This window comes from Kitasatospora sp. NPDC093806, assembly GCF_040683335.1.
In the GTDB taxonomy this organism is placed as follows: Bacteria; Actinomycetota; Actinomycetes; order Streptomycetales; family Streptomycetaceae; genus Kitasatospora.
In genome coordinates, this window is record NZ_JBFBDO010000089.1 from 1 (window position 1) to 20,796 (window position 20,796).

The following is a 20,796-nucleotide window of genomic DNA, read 5'->3' on the forward strand; positions in this document are numbered from 1 at the left end:
CCGCCCGCGGCCCCGGGGGCCGGCTCGCGTCACGCCCGGCCCGTGCCCCGTGCGCGGCGGGGGCCGTGGGGGTGGGCGGGCGGCGGGAGGATGGGTGCATGCCGTTCACACTGAGCCATCCGGCCGCCGTCCTGCCCCTGCTGCGGATGGCGGGGGAGCGCGGGCCGCTGGTCGCCTCGGCGTTGGTCGCCGGGTCGATGGCGCCCGACGTGCCGTTCTTCGCCGAGTCGCTGCTGCCCGGGGTCTACCGGCACGGCGGGACGACCCACCGCTGGTGGGCGGTGCCGACGGTGGACGTGGCGGTCGCGGCCGCGCTGGTGGCGGGCTGGCACGGGCTGGTGCGCGGGCCGCTGGTCGCGCTGCTGCCCGAGCGGTGGGCGGGCGGGGCCGAGGCGCTGACGGTCCGCCGGAGCGGGCGGGGCATCTCGGGAGCCGACGTCGCCTGGTTCGCGGCCTCGGCCGCGATCGGCGCGGCGAGCCACGTCGGCTGGGACGCGTTCACCCACGCGGGACGCCTCGGGACCAGGCTGCTGCCGGCGCTGGAACGGCCGGTGGCGGGTGGCCCGCCGCTGTACTCGGTGCTGCAGTACGGCACCTCGGCGCCCGCGCTGGCCGCCGTGGCGGGGGTCGCGGCGCGGGCGGTACGGGCGGCGGAGCCGGTCCCGCCGGCCGTCGTGCTGTCGGGACGGGCGCGGCGCGCGGGGGTGGCGGCGCTGGGCGCGGCCACCGTGGCGGGGGTGGTGCACCGGCTCGTGCCGCTGCGGCGGGGTTTCGTCCCCGAGCTGTGCTTCGGGGCGGGGGCCGGGCTGGCGGTGGGGGCGGCCGGGTGGGCGCTGGTCCGGAGGGCACTGGCCGGAGCGGCCGGGGCGCGGGCGGCGCGCGGGTAGCACCGGAGGCCGACGGGGACGGCGCGCGTCCGGCGGTGCGCGCGGGCGTACGGAAGCGCGGGGCGTACGGAACTGCGGGGCCGCGCTGCTCCTCGGAACAGCGCGGCCCTATGGCCGAACCTCGGGTCAGACGGAGCGCAGCTCGGCGTAGCGGCGCAGGAAGAGCGCCTCGGTGAGGGCCATCCGCTCCAGCTCCAGCGGGTCGACGCTCTCGTTGACCGCATGGATCTGGGTGGTCGGCTCCTCGACGCCGATCAGCACGATCTCCGCCTCCGGGTAGAGGGTGCGCAGGGTGTTGCAGAGCGGGATGGAGCCGCCCTCGCCGGAGGCCACCATCGGGACGCCGAAGGCCTCGGCCATCGCCTCGCCCATCGCCTCGTAGGCCGGGCCGGAGGTGTCGGCGCTGAACGGCGCGCCGTTGCCCTGCCGCTCGACGGTCAGCTGGGCGCCGAACGGCACCTGGGCCTCCAGGTGGGCGATCAGCGCGTCCTGGGCGGCCGTGGTGTCGGTGCCCGGCGGCACGCGCAGGCTGATCGAGGCCTTGGCCGAGGACTGCACCGAGGAGGTGGCGCCGATCACCGGCGGGGCGTCGATGCCGAGGACGGTGACCGACGGGCGGGCCCAGAGCCGGTCGGCGACGGTGCCGGTGCCGGTCAGCGCGACGCCGTCCAGCACCCTGGCGTCGGCCCGGAACTGCTCGTCCGGGTACTGCACGCCGGTCCAGGTCTGGTCGCTGGTCAGGCCGGCCACCGCGACGTCGCCGTGCTCGTCGTGCAGCGAGGCGAGCACCCGGACCAGCGCCTGCAGGGCGTCCGGGGCGGCGCCGCCGAACGCGCCGGAGTGCAGGTTGCCGGCCAGCGTGCGGACCGAGACGTCGACCACGGTCATCCCGCGCAGCGAGGCGGTGACGGTGGGCAGGCCGAGGGCGAAGTTGCCGGTGTCGCCGATCACGATGGCGTCGGCGGCGAGCAGCTCGGGGTGGGCCTCGGCGTAGCGCTCCAGGCCGCCGGTGCCCTGCTCCTCCGAGCCCTCGACGATGACCTTCAGCCCGACCGGGTAGCCGCCGTCGACCTGGCGCAGCGCCCGAAGGGCCGTCAGGTGCATCAGGATGTTGCCCTTGCAGTCGGCCGCGCCGCGCCCGTACCAGCGGCCGTCGCGCTCGGTCAGCTCGAACGCCGGGCTGAGCCAGTCGGCCTCGTCGAGCGGCGGCTGGACGTCGTAGTGCGAGTAGAGCAGGACGGTCGGGGCGCCGGCCGGGCCGGGCAGCTCGCCGTAGACGGACTGGGTGCCGTCGGGGGTGTCGAGCAGCCGGATGCCGGTCAGGCCCTCGGCGGCGAAGGCGTCGGCGACCCAGCGGGCGGCCTTCTCGCACTCCTCGACCGGGAACTGGCGCGGGTCGGCGACCGAGGGGAAGGCGACCAGTTCGGCGAGGTCGGTGCGGGCGCGGTCCATCAGGGACCGGACGGCGTCGGCCAGGGGCTGCTGCGGCATCGGGATGGCTCCGGGTGGTGCTGGTCCGTCCGAGGGGGTGCGGACGTACGGCGTTGACGTGGGGTAATGCCGATCATAGGCGGACACGAACGGATGTCCGGCGGGGCCCGGCCGGGGCGGCCGCCGGTGGCGGGCCGGAAGGGGGCGCTGAAGGGGGCGCTGAAAGGGGCGCGGCCGGAGGTCGGAAAGGGGGCGGACGGGGGACGTTCGCGCGCCGCCACCGGGCCCGCGCGCGGGAATTCGGTCGCGCGTTCGGTGCGGTGCGGCCGACGGCGGTGGGAGCGGCCGCATAGGATTGCTGCCCGTGACTGACTCCGGAAGCCCTGATTCCCGTAGCCCGTTCGACGCCGAGGCCGACGGGTCGGATCCGGTCGGCCCGGCGGACCCGCTGGACGGCGTCTGGGACGTCGTCGTGGTCGGCGCCGGACCGGCCGGCTCCTCCGCCGCGTACGCCGCCGCCGCGCAGGGCCGCCGCGTCCTGCTGCTCGACAAGGCCGAGCACCCCCGCTACAAGACCTGCGGCGGCGGCATCATCGGCCCCTCCCGGGACAGCCTGCCGCCGGACTTCAAACTGCCGCTCCAGGACCGGGTGCACGCCGTCACCTTCGCCTACCGGGGCCGCTTCACCCGCACCCGGCGCTCGAAGCGGATGCTGTTCGGGCTGGTCAACCGGGACGAGTTCGACCTGCGCCTGGTCCAGGCGGCCAAGCAGGCCGGCGCGGTGCTGGTCACCGGAGTGACCGTCACCGGGGTCGAGCAGCGCGGCGGCGAGCACCGGACGGCGCTGGTCACCGCCGCCGACGGGCGCAGCTTCGAGGCCCGCGCGGTGGTCGGCGCGGACGGCAGCGCCAGCCGGATCGGCCGCCACGTCGGCGTCTCCTTCGACCAGATCGACCTCGGCCTGGAGGCGGAGATCGCCGTCCCGGCGGAGGTCGCGGCCGACTGGGCGGGCCGGATCCACCTCGACTGGGGCCCGCTGCCGGGCAGTTACGGCTGGGTGTTCCCGAAGACCGAGTCCAGCAGCCTGACCGTCGGGGTGATCTCGGCGCGCGGCGACGGCGAGCGGACCAAGCGCTACCTGGCCGAGTACATCCGGCAGTTGGGCCTGTCGGGCTTCCCGGCGCAGGTCGAGTCCGGCCACCTGACCCGCTGCCGGGCCGAGGACTCGCCGCTGTCCCGCGGCCGGGTCCTGGTGGCCGGCGACGCGGCCGGGCTGCTGGAGCCGTGGACCCGCGAGGGCATCTCGTACGCGCTGCGCTCGGGCCGGCTGGCCGGGGAGTGGGCGGTCAAGGTGGCCGAGGCGGGCACGGCGGCGGAGGTCCGGCGCGAGGCGCTGAACTACGCCTTCGCGATCAAGGCGGGCCTGGGGGTGGAGATGCGGGCCGGCAAGCAGATGCTGACCGCGTTCGAGCGCCGCCCGTACCTGTTCCACGCGGCGGTCTACCTGGTCGACCCGGCCTGGCGGGCCTTCGCCCGGACCACCCAGGGGCACACCACCTTCGCGCAGGTCCTGCGCCAGTACCGCGCGGCCCGCCGCCTCGCCGCCCTGGCCTCGCGCTGACGCCGTCGCGCCGGGTCCGGTGGACAACGCCCCCGGACCCGGCGCGGGGCTTCATGCTTCAGGCCGGTGCTACTTCAGCCCGTTGTCGATCGCCGTGACGAGGGTGCCGCCCGGGGTGTCGCCGGTCATCTCCCAGATCATCGCGCCGAGCAGGCCCTTCGATTTCAGCCAGGCCGTCTTCTTGCCGATCGACCAGGCGTCGTCGAAGGTCCACCACTGGCCGCCGGCGCCGGTGTAGCCGTAGGTCGCGACCGACTGTTCGTCGTGGTAGACGGCGAGGTTGGGGAAGGTGGTGATCAGGTTGTTGTACCCGCGGGTGCCGGCCTCCTCGGCGAACTGGCCGGGGGCGGCGCCGGTCGCGCTCTGCCACTCGCCCTTGACGCCGCCGTCGGCGACGCCCTGCCAGCCCCGGCCGTAGAAGGCCAGGCCGATGGTGAGCTTGCGCGGGTTGACCCCGGCGTCGAGGTAGGGCTTGACCGCCGCTTCGACGCTGAAGTGGTTGGGGTACGGGTCCTGGGCGTCCTGGTAGAGGTTGCCCTGGTGGCCGGTGCGGTTGGGCTCCCACGAGTTGTCGCTGCCGGCGCCGTGGAAGTCGTAGCCCTGGACGTTGGCGATGTCCAGGTAGTTGAAGATCTTCGAGAGGTCCCAGCCCTGGTTGATCTTGACCGGGTCGGCCGGGGTGAAGGCGGTCAGCAGCTTGTGCGAGCCGCCGAGCGCGTCCAGCTGCTTGCGGAACTCGGCCAGCAGCAGGGTCAGGTTGGCCTTGTCGTTGGCGCTGTAGTGGTTGCCGGCGTGGCCGTCGCCGGAGCCGGGCCACTCCCAGTCGAGGTCGATGCCGTCGAAGATGCCCGCCGCCACGCCGTCGCCGCCCGCGCCGTTGTAGACCGGCAGGTTGCCCTTGATCCACACGTCGAGGCAGGACTTGACGAACTTCTGCCGGGAGGCGTCGGTGGCCGCCGCGTCCGAGAAGTACTTGGAGTAGGTCCAGCCGCCCAGCGAGACGACGACCTTCAGGTTCGGGTACTTGGCCTTGAGCTTCTTCAACTGGTTGAAGTTGCCGCGCAGTTTGCCCCAGCCGTCGTCGGCCACGCCGTCCACCGACTGGGCGGCGCTCATCGGGCGGGCGTAGTCGGCGTCGGCGTCGCCCGCGCCGGTGCCCTGGTCCGGGTCCTGCGGGTTGGCGGTGGTGCCCTTGGTGACGCCCGCCAGGCAGGTCAGGTTGACCGGATCGATGTTCTCGAAGGCGTAGTTGATGACGTCGAGCTTGGCCGCGCTGCCCGAGGTGTCGAGGTTCTTGACGAAGTACTGGCGGCCGTAGATGCCCCACTGGGTGAAGTAGCCGACCCGGGCGTACTTGCCGGCGCCGACCAGGTCGGAGGTGGTGACGGCGAGCGGGGCCGAGGCGGGCGAGGCGTTGTCGGCGCCGTCCCGGGCCTTGACCGTGAAGGTGTAGGCGGTGGACGGGGAGAGGCTGCCGACGGTGGCGGTCAGCGTGGCCCCGGTCACCGTGCGGACCAGCGTGGTGCCCTGGTAGACGTCGTACGCGGCGACCCGGACGTTGTCGGTGGCCGCGTTCCAGGCGAGCGTGACCTCGGTCGAACCCACCGCGGTGGCACGGAGGTTGGTGGGTGCGGTGGGCGGGGTCGGGTCGGTCGCCGGGTCGAAGGTCGAGGCGGTGACCGGGGCGCTCAGCGGGCCGGTGTTGCCGCGGGTGTCCTTGGCCCGGACGGTCAGGGTGTAACTGGTCGCCGGGGTCAGCCCGGTGACCAGCGCGTCGGCGGTGCTGCTGCTGGCCAGCACGGTGGTGCCGCTCAGCACGTCGTAGGAGGCGACCGGGAAGTCGCCGCCGGTCGCGGCCGGCCAGCGCAGGGCGAGGCTGTGCGCGGTCGAGTCGGTGACCACCGGGGTGCCCGGCGCGGACGGCAGGACGTCCGAACTCCCGTCGCACTTGTCGCCGTTGATCCGGCAGCCGGTCGGCGTGCCGACCGGGCCGTTGGCGACGAACCAGAAGCTGTACGGCTCGGTGCTGCCGTGCGCGGGGACGTTGGCGTTGTAGAACGCGGCGACGGCGGTGACGTGGCGGCCGTTGACCGTCGCGGTGCCGTTGTAGCTGTTCTGGATGGTCACGCCGGCCGGGAGGTCGAACTCCAGGGTCCAGCCGGAGACGGCGGCGGCGTTGTCGTTGCGGACGATGTAGGTGCCCTTCCACCAGGAGCCGTTGTTCTCGGTGGTGAAGGCGGCGGTGAGCTTCCCGGCGGCGTTCGCGGGGGTGGCCAGTGCGGTGATCGCGGCCAGCGGGAGGAGCAGGACGGAGAGCAGCGCGAGCAGTCTGCTGCGGATGCGCGGGCGGTGCGCCCGGCGTCGGACGGACATGGTTCTCCCTGTGACGTGGGGGTTGGACAGGGTGACGCGGAACCGTGCGCGTGGTGCGTGGTGCGGGGTCGGGCAGTGCCCGCGCCGTGGGGAGACGTGGGCATGGGAACTGTAAGTGGACTGGACCAATGCGTCAACAGGTCTGTACCAATGGGGAGTTGGGGGCGTCCGGGGTCAGCTGCGGCGCGGGTTGCCGGTCAGCTCGTCGCCGAGCGGGCTGCGGCTGTACAGCACCGAACGGCCGTGCCGGGCCCGGCTCACCAGCCCGGTCCGGTGCAGTACCGCCAGGTGCTGGCTGACCGCGCCCGGAGTGACGCCCAGCCGGTAGGCGAGGTCGGTGGTCGAGGCCGGCTCGGCGAGCAGGGCGAGCAGCCGGGCCTTCGGCGCGCCCAGCAGCAGCCCCAGTGCGCGCGGGGTGACCGGCGGCCGCGGATCCGTCATGCCCGCCTGCCCGCGGGCCGGGTAACTGATCTGCGGGGGACGGTCGTTGCTGATCATCGTGATCGCACCGCGGGCGAAGAAGGTCGGCACCAGGACCAGCCCGCGCCCGTCCACCGTGATCTCGCTGTCCCAGTCCGACCAGCGGCGGTTGATCGACAGCACCCCGTCCGCCCAGCGCAGCCGGTGGTCGAGGTCCGCGAACAGCGCCGCCGCGCCCTGCTGGGACAGCACCCGGGACCGGTAGACCAGGTCGGCCTCCTGCACCGCCCGGGCCTGCGGCCACCAGGCGGGCGCCAGGCAGCGCTCCCAGTACTCCTCCAGCGCGTCGGCGATCCGCGCCAGCAGCCGGGCCGGATCGGCCAGCCCCGCCGCCAGCACCCCGGGCAGCGACTGCTGGTGCGGCAGGAAGGTCTGCTCCAGCTCCGGACGCAACTGCTCGGGCGGCAGCGCGCGGACGGCGGCCAGCTCGGTCCGGAAGTCGGGCCAGGGGGTGGCCGGGCGGGGCGTCAGGAAGTCCGGGATCCAGCGGTTCTCGCCGACCAGGGCGAGCAGCAGCGACCGGTTGGCCGGGTCGAGCCGGTCGAAGGCGGGCCGCAACCGCTCGAAGGCGGCGGACTGGAGGTGGTAGAAGCCCGGGTGGGTCCACATCCGCAGGCTGAGCGAGGCCTCCTGGATCGGCGAGCAGGCGAACCAGGTGGTGGCCAGGTCGGCCAGGTCGAGCTTGAACCGGTGCACGCGAGCTCCCCCCTGGCCCTTCTCCCCCCGGCCCTGCTCCCTCCGGGCCTTTAGCCCCAGCCTAAATCAGTACTGCTCGGGGGAGTGGGCGGGGTGGGATCGGGGACATGACCACCGCACCGGCGGCGACCGCCGCACCTGCCTCCAGCACGCCCTCGTCCGGGGAACCCTCGTCGCAGGGGCTCTCGTCCGGGGAGCCCTCGTCACGGGAGCCCTCGTCCAAGGCGTCCCGACTGCTGCACCCCGACCCGATGGTGCGTCGGCTGGCCCGGATCACCCTGCTCAACACCATCGGCAGCGGGCTCTCGCTCTCGGTCGGCGTGCTGTTCTTCACCCGCTTCCTCGGCCTGAGCGCGGCCCAGCTCGGCCTCGCGCTCACCGCCGCCGGGCTGTGCGGGGTCCTCGCGAGCGTCCCCGCGGGGCGGGCCGCCGACCGCTGGGGAACCCGGCGGATCCTGGTCGCCCTGGTCACGGTCACCGGCCTCGGCACCGCCGGCTACACCCTGGTCGGCGGCTACCCCGCGTTCGTGGCGCTGGCCTGTCTCGTCACCGCCGCCGACCGGGGCGCGTCCGCCGTGCGCAACGCGCTCTATGCCGAAGTGCTGCCCGCCGACAAGCGGGTGGCGGGCCGGGCCTACCTGCGGGTGGTGACCAACATCGGCATCTGCCTCGGCACCGGCGTCGGCGCGATCGCCCTCCAGGTGGACTCGCGGGTCGGCTATCTGACGGCCATCCTGGCGGACGCGGGCTCGTACCTGCTGGTGGCGGTGCTGTTCCACCGACTGCGGGTGCCCGGCCCGGCGGGCGGTGCGCGGATGGTGCGGGCGTCGTCGGCGCAGCGGGAGACGGCCGGGAAGCCCGTTCGGGACCGCAACCCGGCGCTGCGAGACGGGCCGTTCCTGGTGGTGACGGCGCTCAGCGGGGTGCTCAGCCTGCAGTTCGCGATGCTGGAGGTCGGCGTGCCGCTCTGGATCGCCCAGCAGACCGAGGCCCCCCGGATCACCATCGCCGGCACCCTGATCGTCAACACCGTGCTGGTGATCGCGTTCCAGGTCCGGGCCACCAAGGGCACCGAGGAACCGGCCGCCGCCGCCCGGGCCTGCGGCCGGGGCGGGCTGTTCCTGGCCGCCTCCTGCCTGGTGATCGGACTCGCCCACGGCCTGCCCGCGGTCCTGGCCGCCGTGGTGGTGCTGGCCGGCGTGGCGCTCCAGGCGGCGGGCGAGGTGCTGGGCCAGGCCGGCAGCTGGGCACTCAGCTACGACCTGGCCGGCGACCGGGCCCACGGCGCCTACCAGGGCGTCTTCAACGCCGGGACCTCCGCCTCGATGATGATCGGCCCGGCGGTCGTGTCGACCGCCGTCATCGGCTTCGGCCTGGCCGGCTGGGCCGCCCTCGGCGCACTCCTCGCCGCCGCCGGCCTGGCGATGGGCCCCGCCGTCCGGTGGGCCGGGCGGCGGGGTACGGCGACGGCCTGAAACCCCGTTCGCTACTCGGGCACCACCGCGAACGCCTCGATCTCGATCAGCACCTCCGGCAGGAACAGCGCCGCCACCTGCATCGCCGAACTGGCCGGCAGCGGCGTGTCACCGAAGAACTCGTCCCGGGCCTCCCGGACGGCGGCCAGGTGCCCGATGTCGGTCAGGAAATAGGTCAACTTGACGACATCCGAGAAGTCCGCCCCGGCCGCCGCCAGGCAGCGCCGCAGGTTCTCGAAGATCTGCCGCGCCTGCGCCTTCGGATCCCCCGCCCCCACCAGCCGCCGCTCCTCGTCGAACGCGACCTGCCCGGACACCGCCACCAACCGGCCGCGCCCCGTGACGACCTGCGTGTACCCCGTCCCCGACGCGACCCCGTCCGGCGCGGCGATGTGCGTGAGATGAGGCGTCTTCCGCTGCGATTCGGTACTCATGGCGCCCATCGTGACGGACGGACGATCAGCCGCACCAGACAATTGTCGATGGAGGGCCGAAACTCCGGTACCGCTGCGGCGGTTAGTCACCACTGAGGGAAGGAGAACGCTTCGTGAGCACAGCACCCCACGACCCCGAGGACTACCGCACGGTGAGCGATCCCGAGCGGGCGCTCAAGTACGCGATCCAGCACGTCGCGGGTGACCGCGCCGAGATCATCGAGGGAGTCATCACCCCTATGTCGCCGTCCTGGGCCCACGAGAACGCAGCCGAGGTGGTTCGTCGGCAGCTGACTCCGCGACTGGAGGCGCTGGGCCTGGTCTCGGGCTCAGGCAATCTGGACCTGCCCGGGTCGGAGAACTGGTTCGTTCCCGACCTCGCGGTGGTGCCCGCGGACCTGGCTGCCAAGACGGAAGGTGCGCTCCTGCCGGACCAGACCCTCCTCGTGGTGGAGGTCAGCCCCAACGCCGAGACCGACCGAACCGTCAAGCGCCGGCGGTACGGGCAGTACGGTGCACCGCTCTACCTGCTGGTCGACCGGCAGAACCGCGAATGCACGCTGTTCAGCGAGCCCACCCGCCTCGGTTACGCGGCCGAGGACGGTCCGCACGCCTTCGGCACGCCGGTCCGGCTCCCGGCTCCGTTCGATGTGGAGCTCGACACCGGCAGGCTCTGAGGCACCTCCTCCGGCGGCTGACCTTGTGCCTTTTGGTCGGCGGCCCCTGGCCCAGGGGTGGGTGGGCATGTCAGAGTCGTGCGGGTGCCGTCCGGATCGGGCGGCGGATGCCCACTCCGACCCACCCTCAGCCGGAAAGCAGGCCCGCACCGATGACCCTCGAAGTGCCCCTCGTCCGCGTCGCTACCGAGGACGCCGTCACCACGCTGACCCTCGACTCGCCGCACAACCGCAACGCGCTCTCCACCCGGCTGATGGCCGAGCTCACCGCCGGCCTCGCCGCGGCGGCGGCCGATCCGGAGGTGCGCGCGGTGGTGCTCACCCACGCCGGGAAGGTGTTCTGCGCGGGGGCGGACCTCTCCGAGGCGACCGGCGCCGACCCGACGGTCGGCCCGCGCGGGCTGGTCGACCTCCAGCGGGCGATCGTGGACTGCGCCAAGCCGGTGATCGCCGTGATCGAGGGCCACGTCCGGGCCGGCGGCCTGGGGCTGGTGGGCGCGGCCGACCTGGCGGTGGCCGGCCCGGCCGCCACCTTCGCGTTCACCGAGGTCCGGCTCGGCCTGGCGCCGGCCGTCATCTCGCTGCCGCTGCGCCCCAAGCTGGACCCGCGCGCGGCGTCCCGCTACTACCTCACCGGCGAGGTCTTCGACGCCGCCGAGGCCGCCCGGATCGGCCTGATCACGCAGGCCGCCGACTCGGCGGAGGCGGCGGCCGTCGTGCTGAAGGGCCTGCTGGACGCGCTGCGGCTGGGTTCGCCGCAGGGACTCGCGCAGTCCAAGCGGCTCGCCAACGCCGAGGTGGTGCGCTCCTTCGAGCGGGACGCCGACGAGCTGGTGGAGCTGTCGGCGCGGCTGTTCGGTTCGGACGAGGCGCAGGAGGGCATGCGGGCGTTCCTGGAGAAGCGGCCGGCGCCCTGGGCGCGCTGACCCGGTACTGATTGAGCCGCCGGGGTCGGTTGCGGCTAGATCACGGCGGTCTCGCGCCAGAAGTCGAGCAGCGTCTCGTCCCCGGCGCGGGCCACCTGCCCGGTCCCGGCCGGCAGCCGGTTCCAGAGCAGCAGGTAGAGGTCGCGAGCCGGGCCGCTGAGCGTCAGGTCGGCCGGTCCCTCGCCGAGCTCGACGGCCGGCGGTTCCGGGCTGACGGTCAGCCGCCAGCGGCCCGGCCCGTCGGTCGTGCGGACCTGGACGGTGCGCGGCCGCTCGCTGCGCAGCCGGGCCCGGTCGCGGGAGAGGAAGCCGCACAGCAGCTCGTCGATCCCGTCCAGGGCGAGGTCCGGGGCGGTCGGCGGGCCCTCGGCGCCGGCCGCGGCGTCCGCGTCGATCCGGTGCACGGCCGTCTCGTGCGCCTGGCGGCGGGCCCAGAACCCGAGCGGGCTGGGCGCGGGCAGGAAGGTCCAGCAGTCCACGTCGGCCGGGGCGGCGGCGAGCGTCTCGACCAGCGCGGCGTGGCCGTCCCGGAACCAGTCGACCAGCCCGGTGTCGCCCGGTGCGGCGGGCAGGGCGGCCCGTCGGTCGGCCTCGTCCGGCGGGGCCTGGCGGGCCTCCCGGACACACACCGCCGCCCAGCGGTGCACCTGGCCGGTGTGCCGGAGGAGGTCGCGCAGCCGCCAGTCCGGGCAGGTGGGGACGGGGGCGGCGAGGTCGGTGCGGGCGGCGGCCTCGGCGAACAGGGTGCCTTCGCGGTGCAGCGCCTCGATGTGCGCGGTGGTGTCCATGGCCGATGCGGTGGTCTCCATGATCCCCGGAGTCTGGCAGCGCGGGTGGTCCCCGGAGCCGCTGTCCGGGCCGCTCGGCGGCGTGTCGCGGGTGCGTGGCAGCTCTGTTCGAGCGCGCGGACGGCCGCGCGCGCCGGGTGGTGTGACCTTGGCCGCCTCCGGCCCCGGGCGGTCCCTACGGACCGGTAACGTGAGCGCATGTCGATCACGCGTTCCCTGTTCAGCGCCGCCCGGGCCGGCGGCCGGCGCGCCGCGGGCCGGCTCGTCCACCGGGGCTGGCAGTGGGTGCAGCGGGCCGGTGCGGTGTCCAGCGAGAACCCCGGGCCGTACCGGTTCGGCGAGCTCGGCGCGGGGACCAAGCTGACCTTTCCGCTCGGGGCCGTGTTCAACGAGCAGTGGATCACCATCGGCCCGTTCTCGATCATCGGCGAGCGGGTCACCATCAGCGCCGGCTTCCTGCCCGGGCTGGACCTCGGGCCGGAGCCGATCGTGCGGATCGGCGGCGGCTGCGTGATCGGCCGGGACAGCCACATCGTCGGCCACCAGTCGATCGTCCTCGGCGACGACGTCTGGACCGGCCCCGGCGTCTACATATCCGACCAGGCGCACGAGTACCGGGCCACCGATCTGCCGATCGGCAAGCAGTGGCCGCGCAACGAGCCGGTCGAGATCGGCGCCGGAAGCTGGATCGGCACCGGCGCGGTGATCCTGCCGGGTGCCCGGCTGGGCCGCAACGTGGTGGTCGCGGCCGGTTCGGTGGTGCGCGGCGAGGTGCCGGACCACACGGTGGTCGCGGGCGCCCCGGCGAAGGTGGTCCGGCGCTGGACGCAGGAGGAGGGGTGGCAGCCGCCGTTCCGCAACGAGCCGCCGCGGCCGCTGCCGGACGACGTGACCGCCGCGCAGCTGCGGGCGCTGGCCGGGTGGGACCTGCGGCTGCCGGGGGAGTCGGAGGGCTGACGGGGGCGCGGCCGGGGGCGGGGTCGGTGGTGCGGTCGGTGGTGCGGCAGGGGGCGCGGTCGGGGCGTCAGGCCGGTTTGCGGGCGGGGGTGTCGTGCCACCCGGCGTCCTGGCCGGTGTGCCGTTCGGCCTTCCGTTCGGCATTCCGTTCGGCGTCGCGGGCGGCGAGGGCGGCGGCGATCCGGGGCAGGTCGGCGGGCCGGGTCGGGTCCAGGCCGGTGAGGACGGCGATCCGGCGGAGCCGGTAGTCGACGGTGTTCGGGTGCAGGTGGAGCGCCTGCGCGGTGTGGCGGCGGCTGAGCCCGCCGGCGAGGTGGACGCGCAGGGTCGTGAGCAGTTCGCCCGCCTCGTCCAGTGGCGCGAGCAGCGAGGCGAGCCGGGACCGGGCCTGGCTGGGCCGGCTGAGCTGGTACTCCAGCAGGAGGTCGTCCAGCCGGTGCAGGCCGGGCGGCCGGCCGACCGCCCGGGCCACCTCCAGGACCTCGGCCGCGAGCGCGGACGCGGCCGGCACCTCGGCGGGCACGGCCGCGGACACCCCCGCCCGGATCTCGGCCCCCGCCGCGCGGGCGGCCCGCCGGAGGGTCTCGGCGAGCCGCTGCCAGACGGCGTCCGGCACGGCGTCCGGCCCCTGCTCCAGCGGGACCAGCACCGGACCGCCGGCCGCGGTGAGCGCGGACAGCGCCGACTGCCGGGTGGCGTGGTCGAGTTCGGTGCGCAGCCGGCGCAGCTTGCGGTGGCCGGCCACCACCCGGTCGACGTCCGGGGACCGTTCGTCCGGATGGTCGGCGACGGCGAGCCGCAGTACGGCGTACGCGGGCGGCAGCCGGAGGCCGGCCTGCGCGGCCGCCTCCTCGGCGGCCCCGGCGGGTGAACCGTCCAACAGCGCGGCGAGCAGGGCCTGTCGGGCCGTCCGCTGGCGCTCGCCGGCGTCGGTGCGCCGCTCCTCCAGGTAGCCGGCACCGGTCGCGGCGGCGGCCCGGCGGAGGTGGTTGAGCATCAGCCGGTTGAGTACCAGCAGGTCGGCGGCGTCGGCGTCGTGGGCGTGCCGGGTGATCAGTTCCCAGCAGACCTCCATGCCGAGGTGGTGGGCGAGCAGCACGGCGTCCAGCGGCACGCCCTCTTCGGCGCGCCGTGCGGCGGCCTCCCGGACGGCGGCGAACTCGCTGTCGGGCGAGGGCAGCCCGGTGCGGACGGCGTGGACGAGCGCGCGGATCCGGCGGGCGGCCACCTGGACCAGTTCGCCGGTGACCAGTTCCCGGGGCAGTCGTTGGTAGTCCGGCACCCGGTCCAGCAGCGCGTCGACGATGGCCTCGGCCAGCTCCGGTACGGCGCCGAGCAGCCGCTGGTCGGCGGGTACGCCGCCGATCACCGGGATCCGCCAACCGGTGTCGTCCTGAGGAGGGGAATTGTGACCGGTCACAGCGAACTCCGTCCAGGTCTGGGGGCAGCCCGAGGGGCAGGTCGGAGGGGCGACCGCAGGATGGGAGCCACTCGGGTTACCTGTTGGTAACAAACTTCCGCCCTGGAGGCAACAGTTGAGAGCCCCGCTTCTCCGCTCCGTCGCAAGGCCGGTACGCCGCAGGCTCCTTGGGGCGGCCGGTGCGACGCTGCTGGCCGGCGCGCTGATCGCGGCCGGTCCGGCCGGCGTGGCCCGGGCGGCGGACGCGCCGCCCGCTGCGCCCGCTGCCGTGGCCGCCGCCGCTTCGGTGGACGCGCCCGTGGATGCGTCGGCCGCTGCGCCCGTCGCGGCCGGTGAACTCCCGCCCGACGGTGACACCGTGGCCTCGCCGCCCGGCGCCAACGACTGGAGCTGCCGGCCGAGCGCCGCGCACCCCGACCCGGTCGTCCTGGTGCACGGCACCTTCGCCAACCGGTTCGAGAACTGGCTGGCGCTCTCCCCGCTGCTCAAGAGCCGCGGCTACTGCGTCTTCGCCCTGGACTACGGGATGATCCCCGGCGTCACCTCCACCGGCAGCGGACTGCTGCTGCCGATCGGCGGACTCGGTCCGGTCGCCGAGTCGGCGGCCCAGCTCGGCCGCTTCGTCGACCTGGTCCGCGCGGCGACCGGCGCGGCCAAGGTCGACATCGTGGGGCACTCCCAGGGCGGCATGCTGCCGAACTACTACGTGAAGTTCCTGGGCGGCGCCGGGAAGGTCGACAAGGTGATCGGCCTCGCCCCGTCCAACCACGGCACGACGCTCGACGGCATCGCCAACCTCGCCCCCTACTTCCCGCGCGTCGCGGAACTGATCTACTCGGCCTGCGCGGCCTGCAAGGACCAGGTGGCGGGCTCCGACTTCAACCGGATCATGGCCTCGAAGCCGGACACCGTGCCGGGCATCCGGTACACCGTGATCGCGACGGTCTTCGACGAGGTCGTCACGCCGTACCGGAGCCAGTTCCTGAACGGGCCGGGCGTGGACAACGTGGTGCTGCAGTCGCACTGCCCGCTCTCGCTCGCCGAGCACGTGGCGATCGCGTTCTCGCCGACCGCCCTGCACCTGGTCACCAACGCGCTCGACCCGGCGCACGCGACGCCGGTGATCTGCGGCTGAGCGGTCGCCGGCCTTGCTCCCGTTGTACCGCTGCACAGGAAGTCGGACCGGCCGACTTCCTGTGCAGCGGTGTGTGGTGTCAGTTGTCGCTGGTGGAGGTGAGGGTGATGACGGCGGTCACGCCGTCGGGCCGCAGCTCGTACGCGCCGGGGGAGGGGAGCAGGGCGGCGTCGTAGCGCGCGAGGGCGGCGCCGTCGACGGCGGCGGTGCCGGCCAGGCACACCAGCAGGACGGTCGCGCCGGCCGGGACGTCCACCGTGCGGGGCGCGTCGGCGAGGACGAGGTTGGCGGCGGCACGGCCGCGGCGGGTCATCACGTTGAAGTCGACCAGCGGGCCGCCGAGCAGCCGGCAGTCGGTGGCCGCGTCACCGGAGAACGCGAACGGGCGGAACGGGGCGTCGACGACCTGCTCGTCGCCGTCGACGGTCAGCGCCATGCCCGGGCCCTCGACCAGGGTGATCACCCGGTCGACCCTGGGGAACGCGGAGAACGGCCCGGCCGCCGCCACGTCGGCGAGGCTGACCCGCCACGCGAAGTCGTCCAGCCCGGAGCCCGCGGGGTACCCGGCGACCTCCCTGGTCACCCCGCCCCCGTTCCGCCACGCCATGGCCGGCCGCTCGGCGGCGCGGAGGAACTGGATCGGCCCACTGCTGCTCGTCATGGCGCGATCCTCGCACGGCGGGGGTCCGCCGCACCCGCCGCACCCCTCGCCCCCGTTGGGTGCCGTTGGGTTCCGCCGGATGTCCGGGCGGTCAGCGGCGGCGGGTGGCGAGCGGGAGGACGGCGGCGGCGGTCGCGGTGGCGGCGACCGTGGTGAGGGCGAGCGGGAGGCTGGTCGCGTCGGCGAGGAACCCGATGACCGGCGGGCCGATCAGCATGCCGCCGTACCCGAGGGTGGAGGCGAGGGCGACCCCCTGCGGGCCGCCGATGGCGCCGGCCTGGGCGATGGCGAGCGGGAAGAGGTTGGCCAGGCCGAGCCCGACCAGGACGAAGCCGGCCAGCGCGAGCGGCACCGCCGGGGCGAGCGCGGCGAGCAGCATCCCGGCCGCCGCCGTGAGTCCGCCGAGGACCATCACCCGGTGCTGGCCGAGCCGGACGGACAGCCGGGTGCCGGCGAGCCGGCCGGTGGTCATGGCCAGCGCGTAGGCGGTGTAGCCGGCGGCGGCCACCCCGGCGGTGGCGTGGACGTCGTCGGTGAGGTGCAGGGTGGTCCAGTCGGCGACGGCGCCCTCGCCGTACGCGGTGCAGAGCGCGGTGAGGCCGAGCAGGGCGACGAGCGGCCGGGCACCGCCGGAGGACCGGCCCGCGGCAGCACCAGCGGCAGCACCGTCGGCAGCGGCAGGGGAAGCGGGGGCCGTGACCGCCCGGGCCGCCGGGCTGCGCAGCAGCGCGACGCCCGCGACCGCGGTGACCACCAGCCCGAGCAGGCCGGCCAGCGCGAGCGCCCAGGTCACGCTGAGGGTGCCGGCCAGGAGTCCGCCGGCGCCCGCGCCGAGCAGGCCGCCGAGGCTGTAGCCGGCGTGGAAGCTGGGCATCACGGGGCGGCGGAGTTCGGCGACGATCTCGACGGCGGCGCTGTTCATGGCGACGTTGGCCCCGCCGTAGCCGGCGCCGAAGAGCAGCAGGACCGCGCCGAGCGCCGCCACCGAGTGGGTGTGGGCGGGCAGCGGGACGGCCAGGGCGAGCAGCGCGAGCGAGGCGACGGTGACCGGCCGGGAGCCGTACCGCAGGCAGAGCCGGCCGACGACCGGCATGGTGGCGACGGCGCCGGCCGAGACGCAGAGCAGCGCGAGCCCGAGGGCACTGTGCGAGGCGCTGACCTGGCTGCGGACGTCCGGGATGCGGATGACCCAGGCGGCGAAGAGGAAGCCGTCGACGGCGAAGAAGGCGGTGAGGGCGATCCGCGCGGCGCCCCAGGAGGCGTCGGGGGTGGGGGGTTTCCGGGAGTTGCTGCGAGACTGGGTGCGCGGCCGGACGTCGGGGACGGATGGACGGATTTTGTTTCGGAGCGGCACAAAGTAACAATAGGGGCGTGCAGCTCTCACCTTCAAGTCCGAAGTCCGGCAACGGGGCCGACCCCGACGCGCAGCGCGACGCCCACCGCCGCGCGGCCCCCGACCGCGGTCGGACGCTGCTCGGTCCCGCGCTCCGGCTGATCCACACCGGCCAGGCCCCGACCCGGTCCGCGCTCACCCGCGCGCTCGACGTCACCCGGGCCACCGCCGGCGCCGTCACCGCGGAGCTGGAGGCGCTCGGCCTGATCACGGTCGACTCCCGCCCGGCCGGCGGCGGCCGCGGCCGCCCCTCGCACCGGCTGGCCATCGACCCGCAGGGCCCGGTGGTGATCGCCGGACAGATCCACGCCGACGGCCTGAGCGTCACCCTGGCCGGGCTCGGCGGACTGCTCGACCCGCCGGTCCACCTGCCGCTCCCCGCCGCCACCGACCCGGTGCGGATGCTGCGCGCGGTCGCCGAGGCCGGCGCCGAACTCGCCCGCGCCACCGAGCGCCGCTGCCTGGGCGCCGCGCTCGCGCTGCCCAACCCGGTCACCGAGCCGGACGGCACCGCGCTCGCCGCCCTGCACTTCGCCTGGCCCAGCGGCACGCCGGTCGCCGACCTGTACGACGTCGAGGTGGGCCGCGCCGAGCACGGTCCGCGCGCGCTGGCCCCGCTGCCCACCGCGATCGCCAACGACGCCAACCTGGCCGCCCTCGCCGAGTACCGGCACGGCGCCGGCCGCGGCGCGCGCCACCTGCTGCTGGTCACCTCCGGGCACCGCGGCGTCGGCGGCGCGCTGGTCATCGACGGCCGGCTGCACACCGGCAGCGCCGGGCTCGCGCTGGAGGTCGGCCACCTGACCGTCGACCCGCAGGGCCGCCCGTGCCAGTGCGGCAACCGGGGCTGCCTCAACTCCGAGACCGACCCGGACGCGCTGTTCGCCGCCGCCGGACTCACCCCGGACCCGGGCCGGCCGCTGCTCGACCAGGCCCGCGAGCTCTGCCGGGCCGCCGCGACCGACGACCGCGCCCGGGCCGCCGTCGAGCACGTCATCGACCGGCTCGGCCTCGGCCTGGCCGGGGTCGCCAACATCCTCAACCCGGACCGGGTGGTGCTCAGCGGCCTCCATCGCGAACTGCTGGAGGCCGCGCCCGAGCGGCTGCGCGCGGTGGTCGCCGAGCGGTGCCTGTGGGGGCGCAGCGGCCGGGTGCCGATCGTCGGCGCCGAGCTGGCGCACAGCGCGCTGGCGGGCGCGGCCGAACTGGGGTGGCTGCCGTACCTGGCGGACCCGCAGTCGGTCTCGACGGGCTGAGCCGAGCCGGACGGGCTGAGGATGAGGGGATAAGCGGAAGCTGGGGCTTCGGAAAATGTCACTTATCGTGACGCTCGTATACTCGTAGTGAACGACGGGGGAATCGGGGGTCGAACGAGGAGAGTGGCCATGGGTACCCAGCTGGGCGTCGAAGCGACCATTGACGTGGACCGATCCGACCCGGAGTACCGGCGTTGGCTCAAGGAGGCGGTCCGCAAGGTCCACGCCGACGCCAACCGCTCCGCCGACACCCATCTGCTCCGCTTCCCGCTCCCCGCGGAGTGGGGCATCGACCTCTACCTCAAGGACGAGTCCACCCACCCGACCGGCTCGCTCAAGCACCGGCTGGCCCGGTCGCTCTTCCTCTACGGCCTCTGCAACGGGTGGATCCGCCCGGGCAAGCCGGTGATCGAGGCGTCCAGCGGCTCCACCGCCGTCTCCGAGGCGTACTTCGCGCAGCTGATCGGCGTGCCGTTCGTCGCGGTGATGGCCAAGTCCACCAGCCAGGCCAAGATCGACCTGATCGAGTTCCACGGCGGCGAGTGCCACTTGGTGGACCGGCCGGACGAGGTGTACGAGGCCTCCGCGCGGCTCGCGGCCGAGACCGGCGGCCACTACATGGACCAGTTCACCTACGCCGAGCGGGCCACCGACTGGCGCGGCAACAACAACATCGCCGAGTCGGTCTTCGCCCAACTCCGCCTGGAGCCGCACCCGGAGCCGGCCTGGATCGTTGCCACCGCCGGCACCGGCGGCACCTCGGCCACCATCGCGCGCTACGTCCACTACATGCAGTACGACACCCGGATCTGCGTCGCCGACCCGGAGAACTCCTGTTTCTTCGAGGGGTGGGTGCAGCACGACCCGGACGCGGTCTGCGACCGCGGCTCGCGGATCGAGGGGATCGGCCGGCCCCGGATGGAGCCGAGCTTCGTGCCCGGGGCGATCGACCGGATGATGAAGGTCCCGGACGCGGCCTCGATCGCCGCCGTCCGACTGCTGGACACCGTGCTCGGCCGAAAGGCCGGCGCCTCCACCGGGACCGGACTGTGGAGCGCGCTGCGGATCGTCGCCGAGATGCGGGCGGCGGGGGAGCGCGGCAGCGTGGTCACCCTCTTCTGCGACCCGGGCGAGCGCTACCTCGACAAGTACTACTCGGACGACTGGCTGGCGGGCGAGCGGATGGACATCGCCCCCTACCGAGCCGCACTGGAGACCTTCCTGGCCGGCGGCGCCTGGGCGGGCTGAGCAGTGACGACTGACCGATGGCGACTGACGAATGACAGCTGACAGATTTCAGCTGACAGATTCTGTCAGCCGTCATTCCGTGAAGCCGGCATCGGATTGGCAACTCGGGTTGACTGCCCTCGTTAGTCAACTACAGTTGCCTATGTGTCCGTCGGCGAGAGTTCCCTTCCCCCTCAGCCAGCTGATGCCCTGGCGGCCGTCGTGGCGTTGCGGCGCCTTGCCGATCAACTGGAGGACGCCGCCGTCGAGCAGGCCATGCGGGCGGGCTGGAGTTGGCCGCAGGTCTCCGAGGCGCTCGGCGTCACCCGCCAAGCCGTCCACAAGAAGCACGCCAAGCGGCTCATCGCCGCCGGAGTCAAGCTGAGGAGGCGGGGCGATGAGCGCGTTTGACAAGTACCTGCATGCGGTCATCGTGCGGGCGACGGACGAGGCCCGGGATGACGGGTCGGCGACGATCGACGCGCACCATCTCCTCTTGTCGCTCGCCGCCGATCAAGGGTCTACCGCTCGGCAGGTCCTGGCTTCGGTCGGGCTCGATCGCGCCGGTGTCCGCGAGGCACTGGATCGGGAATTCGAACACAGCCTGAGCATGGTTGGAGTGTCTCCGGCCGCCTACGACCTTCCCAGGCCGAGCCACGTTTCCCACCAGCCCAAGATGGGTGCGTCCGCCAGGCTCGCGCTGGAGCGGAGCTTCGCCTCCGCTCCGAAGAAGGATCTGCGGTCAGCGCATCTGCTGCTCGGAATCCTGCAGGCTCAAGTCGGCACCGTGCCGCGCGCTCTCGCCTTGGCCGGTATCGATCAGGCCGAGCTGACGGACCGTGCCAGGCGGACGCTCGCCGACCAGGAGCAGTGACCACCGGGGTCGGCTGAGGCGGCCGCACGCTGCGTTGGGCGCCAAGTCCTGGCCGAGGAAGCCGGTGGGCCGGTGAATCACGCCG

At 74.3% G+C, this 20,796-nt stretch carries 19 protein-coding genes; 11 read left to right on the top strand and 8 right to left on the bottom strand.

Translation table 11 applies throughout. The annotated features are described in order from the left end of the window. Positions 1 to 98 precede the first annotated feature (98 nt). On the top strand, positions 99 to 887 hold the full coding sequence (locus AB0N76_RS30240; protein WP_363562502.1) for a DUF4184 family protein: 789 nt from the start codon (positions 99 to 101) through the stop codon (positions 885 to 887). A 126-nt stretch (positions 888 to 1,013) separates the two neighbouring features. Here the strand turns inward: AB0N76_RS30240 and AB0N76_RS30245 are convergent, their stop codons facing one another. Continuing rightward, positions 1,014 to 2,378 carry a dipeptidase gene (locus AB0N76_RS30245; protein ID WP_363562504.1) on the bottom strand — a complete coding sequence of 455 codons (1,365 nt, stop codon included), beginning with the start codon at positions 2,376 to 2,378 and terminating at the stop codon, positions 1,014 to 1,016. Positions 2,379 to 2,766: 388 nt separating this feature from the next. Here AB0N76_RS30245 and AB0N76_RS30250 point away from each other — a divergent pair, with 388 nt between their 5' ends. Then, positions 2,767 to 3,939 (top strand): geranylgeranyl reductase family protein, encoded by a 1,173-nt coding sequence (locus AB0N76_RS30250; protein ID WP_363562551.1) that lies wholly within the window; start codon positions 2,767 to 2,769, stop codon positions 3,937 to 3,939. A gap of 69 nt (positions 3,940 to 4,008) precedes the next feature. Here the strand turns inward: AB0N76_RS30250 and AB0N76_RS30255 are convergent, their stop codons facing one another. Together AB0N76_RS30255 and AB0N76_RS30260 are read right to left on the bottom strand one after the other, a co-directional pair. Beyond that, the gene (locus tag AB0N76_RS30255; protein ID WP_363562506.1) at positions 4,009 to 6,312 is read right to left on the bottom strand and encodes a glycosyl hydrolase family 18 protein; all 2,304 of its coding nucleotides are present in this window, start codon (positions 6,310 to 6,312) and stop codon (positions 4,009 to 4,011) included. Positions 6,313 to 6,486: 174 nt separating this feature from the next. Next, a complete protein-coding gene (locus AB0N76_RS30260) occupies positions 6,487 to 7,488 on the bottom strand; it encodes an ArsR family transcriptional regulator (RefSeq protein ID WP_363562508.1) in 1,002 nt (333 codons plus the stop codon). Positions 7,489 to 7,595: 107 nt separating this feature from the next. Here AB0N76_RS30260 and AB0N76_RS30265 point away from each other — a divergent pair, with 107 nt between their 5' ends. Then, positions 7,596 to 8,963 (top strand): MFS transporter, encoded by a 1,368-nt coding sequence (locus AB0N76_RS30265; RefSeq protein WP_363562510.1) that lies wholly within the window; start codon positions 7,596 to 7,598, stop codon positions 8,961 to 8,963. Positions 8,964 to 8,974: 11 nt separating this feature from the next. Here AB0N76_RS30265 and AB0N76_RS30270 read toward each other — a convergent pair whose 3' ends face one another. After that, entirely contained in the window at positions 8,975 to 9,397 is a 423-nt protein-coding gene (locus AB0N76_RS30270) for a RidA family protein (RefSeq protein ID WP_363562512.1), read from the bottom strand. A gap of 113 nt (positions 9,398 to 9,510) precedes the next feature. On the opposite strand from AB0N76_RS30270, the gene AB0N76_RS30275 reads away from it, so the two are divergent. Both AB0N76_RS30275 and AB0N76_RS30280 read left to right on the top strand, forming a co-directional pair. After that, positions 9,511 to 10,074: a Uma2 family endonuclease gene (locus tag AB0N76_RS30275; RefSeq protein WP_363562514.1), complete on the top strand. Its 564-nt coding sequence runs from the start codon at positions 9,511 to 9,513 to the stop codon at positions 10,072 to 10,074. A 152-nt stretch (positions 10,075 to 10,226) separates the two neighbouring features. Then, a complete protein-coding gene (locus AB0N76_RS30280; RefSeq protein ID WP_363562516.1) occupies positions 10,227 to 11,000 on the top strand; it encodes an enoyl-CoA hydratase family protein in 774 nt (257 codons plus the stop codon). Between the two features lie 35 nt (positions 11,001 to 11,035). Here AB0N76_RS30280 and AB0N76_RS30285 read toward each other — a convergent pair whose 3' ends face one another. Continuing rightward, positions 11,036 to 11,809, bottom strand: coding sequence for a maleylpyruvate isomerase family mycothiol-dependent enzyme (locus AB0N76_RS30285; RefSeq protein ID WP_363562518.1), 774 nt, complete (start codon positions 11,807 to 11,809; stop codon positions 11,036 to 11,038). A 177-nt stretch (positions 11,810 to 11,986) separates the two neighbouring features. Here AB0N76_RS30285 and AB0N76_RS30290 point away from each other — a divergent pair, with 177 nt between their 5' ends. Then, on the top strand, positions 11,987 to 12,745 hold the full coding sequence (locus AB0N76_RS30290) for a DapH/DapD/GlmU-related protein (RefSeq protein ID WP_363562520.1): 759 nt from the start codon (positions 11,987 to 11,989) through the stop codon (positions 12,743 to 12,745). A gap of 67 nt (positions 12,746 to 12,812) precedes the next feature. Here AB0N76_RS30290 and AB0N76_RS30295 read toward each other — a convergent pair whose 3' ends face one another. Continuing rightward, positions 12,813 to 14,165, bottom strand: a complete 1,353-nt coding sequence (locus AB0N76_RS30295) for a helix-turn-helix domain-containing protein (protein WP_363562522.1) — start codon at positions 14,163 to 14,165, stop codon at positions 12,813 to 12,815. 298 nt (positions 14,166 to 14,463) lie between these two features. Here AB0N76_RS30295 and AB0N76_RS30300 point away from each other — a divergent pair, with 298 nt between their 5' ends. Beyond that, the gene (locus tag AB0N76_RS30300; RefSeq protein WP_363562553.1) at positions 14,464 to 15,300 is read left to right on the top strand and encodes an alpha/beta fold hydrolase; all 837 of its coding nucleotides are present in this window, start codon (positions 14,464 to 14,466) and stop codon (positions 15,298 to 15,300) included. A gap of 79 nt (positions 15,301 to 15,379) precedes the next feature. Here the strand turns inward: AB0N76_RS30300 and AB0N76_RS30305 are convergent, their stop codons facing one another. Both AB0N76_RS30305 and AB0N76_RS30310 read right to left on the bottom strand, forming a co-directional pair. Further along, positions 15,380 to 15,961 carry a HutD family protein gene (locus tag AB0N76_RS30305; protein WP_363562524.1) on the bottom strand — a complete coding sequence of 194 codons (582 nt, stop codon included), beginning with the start codon at positions 15,959 to 15,961 and terminating at the stop codon, positions 15,380 to 15,382. A gap of 91 nt (positions 15,962 to 16,052) precedes the next feature. Next, entirely contained in the window at positions 16,053 to 17,201 is a 1,149-nt protein-coding gene (locus AB0N76_RS30310; RefSeq protein WP_363562555.1) for an MFS transporter, read from the bottom strand. A 230-nt stretch (positions 17,202 to 17,431) separates the two neighbouring features. Here AB0N76_RS30310 and AB0N76_RS30315 point away from each other — a divergent pair, with 230 nt between their 5' ends. The 4 genes from AB0N76_RS30315 to AB0N76_RS30330 all read left to right on the top strand — a co-directional run bounded on the left by AB0N76_RS30315 (position 17,432) and on the right by AB0N76_RS30330 (position 20,711). Next, a complete protein-coding gene (locus AB0N76_RS30315) occupies positions 17,432 to 18,610 on the top strand; it encodes an ROK family protein (RefSeq protein WP_363562556.1) in 1,179 nt (392 codons plus the stop codon). A 129-nt stretch (positions 18,611 to 18,739) separates the two neighbouring features. After that, positions 18,740 to 19,858, top strand: a complete 1,119-nt coding sequence (locus tag AB0N76_RS30320; protein ID WP_363562526.1) for a PLP-dependent cysteine synthase family protein — start codon at positions 18,740 to 18,742, stop codon at positions 19,856 to 19,858. Positions 19,859 to 20,002: 144 nt separating this feature from the next. Continuing rightward, positions 20,003 to 20,248: a hypothetical protein gene (locus AB0N76_RS30325; RefSeq protein WP_363562528.1), complete on the top strand. Its 246-nt coding sequence runs from the start codon at positions 20,003 to 20,005 to the stop codon at positions 20,246 to 20,248. Next, on the top strand, positions 20,235 to 20,711 hold the full coding sequence (locus tag AB0N76_RS30330) for a Clp protease N-terminal domain-containing protein (protein WP_363562530.1): 477 nt from the start codon (positions 20,235 to 20,237) through the stop codon (positions 20,709 to 20,711). The genes AB0N76_RS30325 and AB0N76_RS30330 overlap by 14 nt, the downstream gene beginning before the upstream one ends. The last annotated feature ends 85 nt before the right edge of the window (positions 20,712 to 20,796 follow it).

What these genes read in the sequence shown, in the direction of transcription:
- AB0N76_RS30240 (WP_363562502.1), top strand. Translation starts at nt 99, where the DNA reads ATGCCGTTCACACTGAGCCATCCGGCCGCCGTCCTGCCCCTGCTGCGG.
- AB0N76_RS30245 (WP_363562504.1), bottom strand. Translation starts at nt 2,378, where the DNA reads ATGCCGCAGCAGCCCCTGGCCGACGCCGTCCGGTCCCTGATGGACCGC.
- AB0N76_RS30255 (WP_363562506.1), bottom strand. Translation starts at nt 6,312, where the DNA reads ATGTCCGTCCGACGCCGGGCGCACCGCCCGCGCATCCGCAGCAGACTG.
- AB0N76_RS30265 (WP_363562510.1), top strand. Translation starts at nt 7,596, where the DNA reads ATGACCACCGCACCGGCGGCGACCGCCGCACCTGCCTCCAGCACGCCC.
- AB0N76_RS30270 (WP_363562512.1), bottom strand. Translation starts at nt 9,397, where the DNA reads ATGAGTACCGAATCGCAGCGGAAGACGCCTCATCTCACGCACATCGCC.
- AB0N76_RS30280 (WP_363562516.1), top strand. Translation starts at nt 10,227, where the DNA reads ATGACCCTCGAAGTGCCCCTCGTCCGCGTCGCTACCGAGGACGCCGTC.
- AB0N76_RS30285 (WP_363562518.1), bottom strand. Translation starts at nt 11,809, where the DNA reads ATGGAGACCACCGCATCGGCCATGGACACCACCGCGCACATCGAGGCG.
- AB0N76_RS30290 (WP_363562520.1), top strand. Translation starts at nt 11,987, where the DNA reads ATGTCGATCACGCGTTCCCTGTTCAGCGCCGCCCGGGCCGGCGGCCGG.
- AB0N76_RS30305 (WP_363562524.1), bottom strand. Translation starts at nt 15,961, where the DNA reads ATGACGAGCAGCAGTGGGCCGATCCAGTTCCTCCGCGCCGCCGAGCGG.
- AB0N76_RS30320 (WP_363562526.1), top strand. Translation starts at nt 18,740, where the DNA reads ATGGGTACCCAGCTGGGCGTCGAAGCGACCATTGACGTGGACCGATCC.
- AB0N76_RS30330 (WP_363562530.1), top strand. Translation starts at nt 20,235, where the DNA reads ATGAGCGCGTTTGACAAGTACCTGCATGCGGTCATCGTGCGGGCGACG.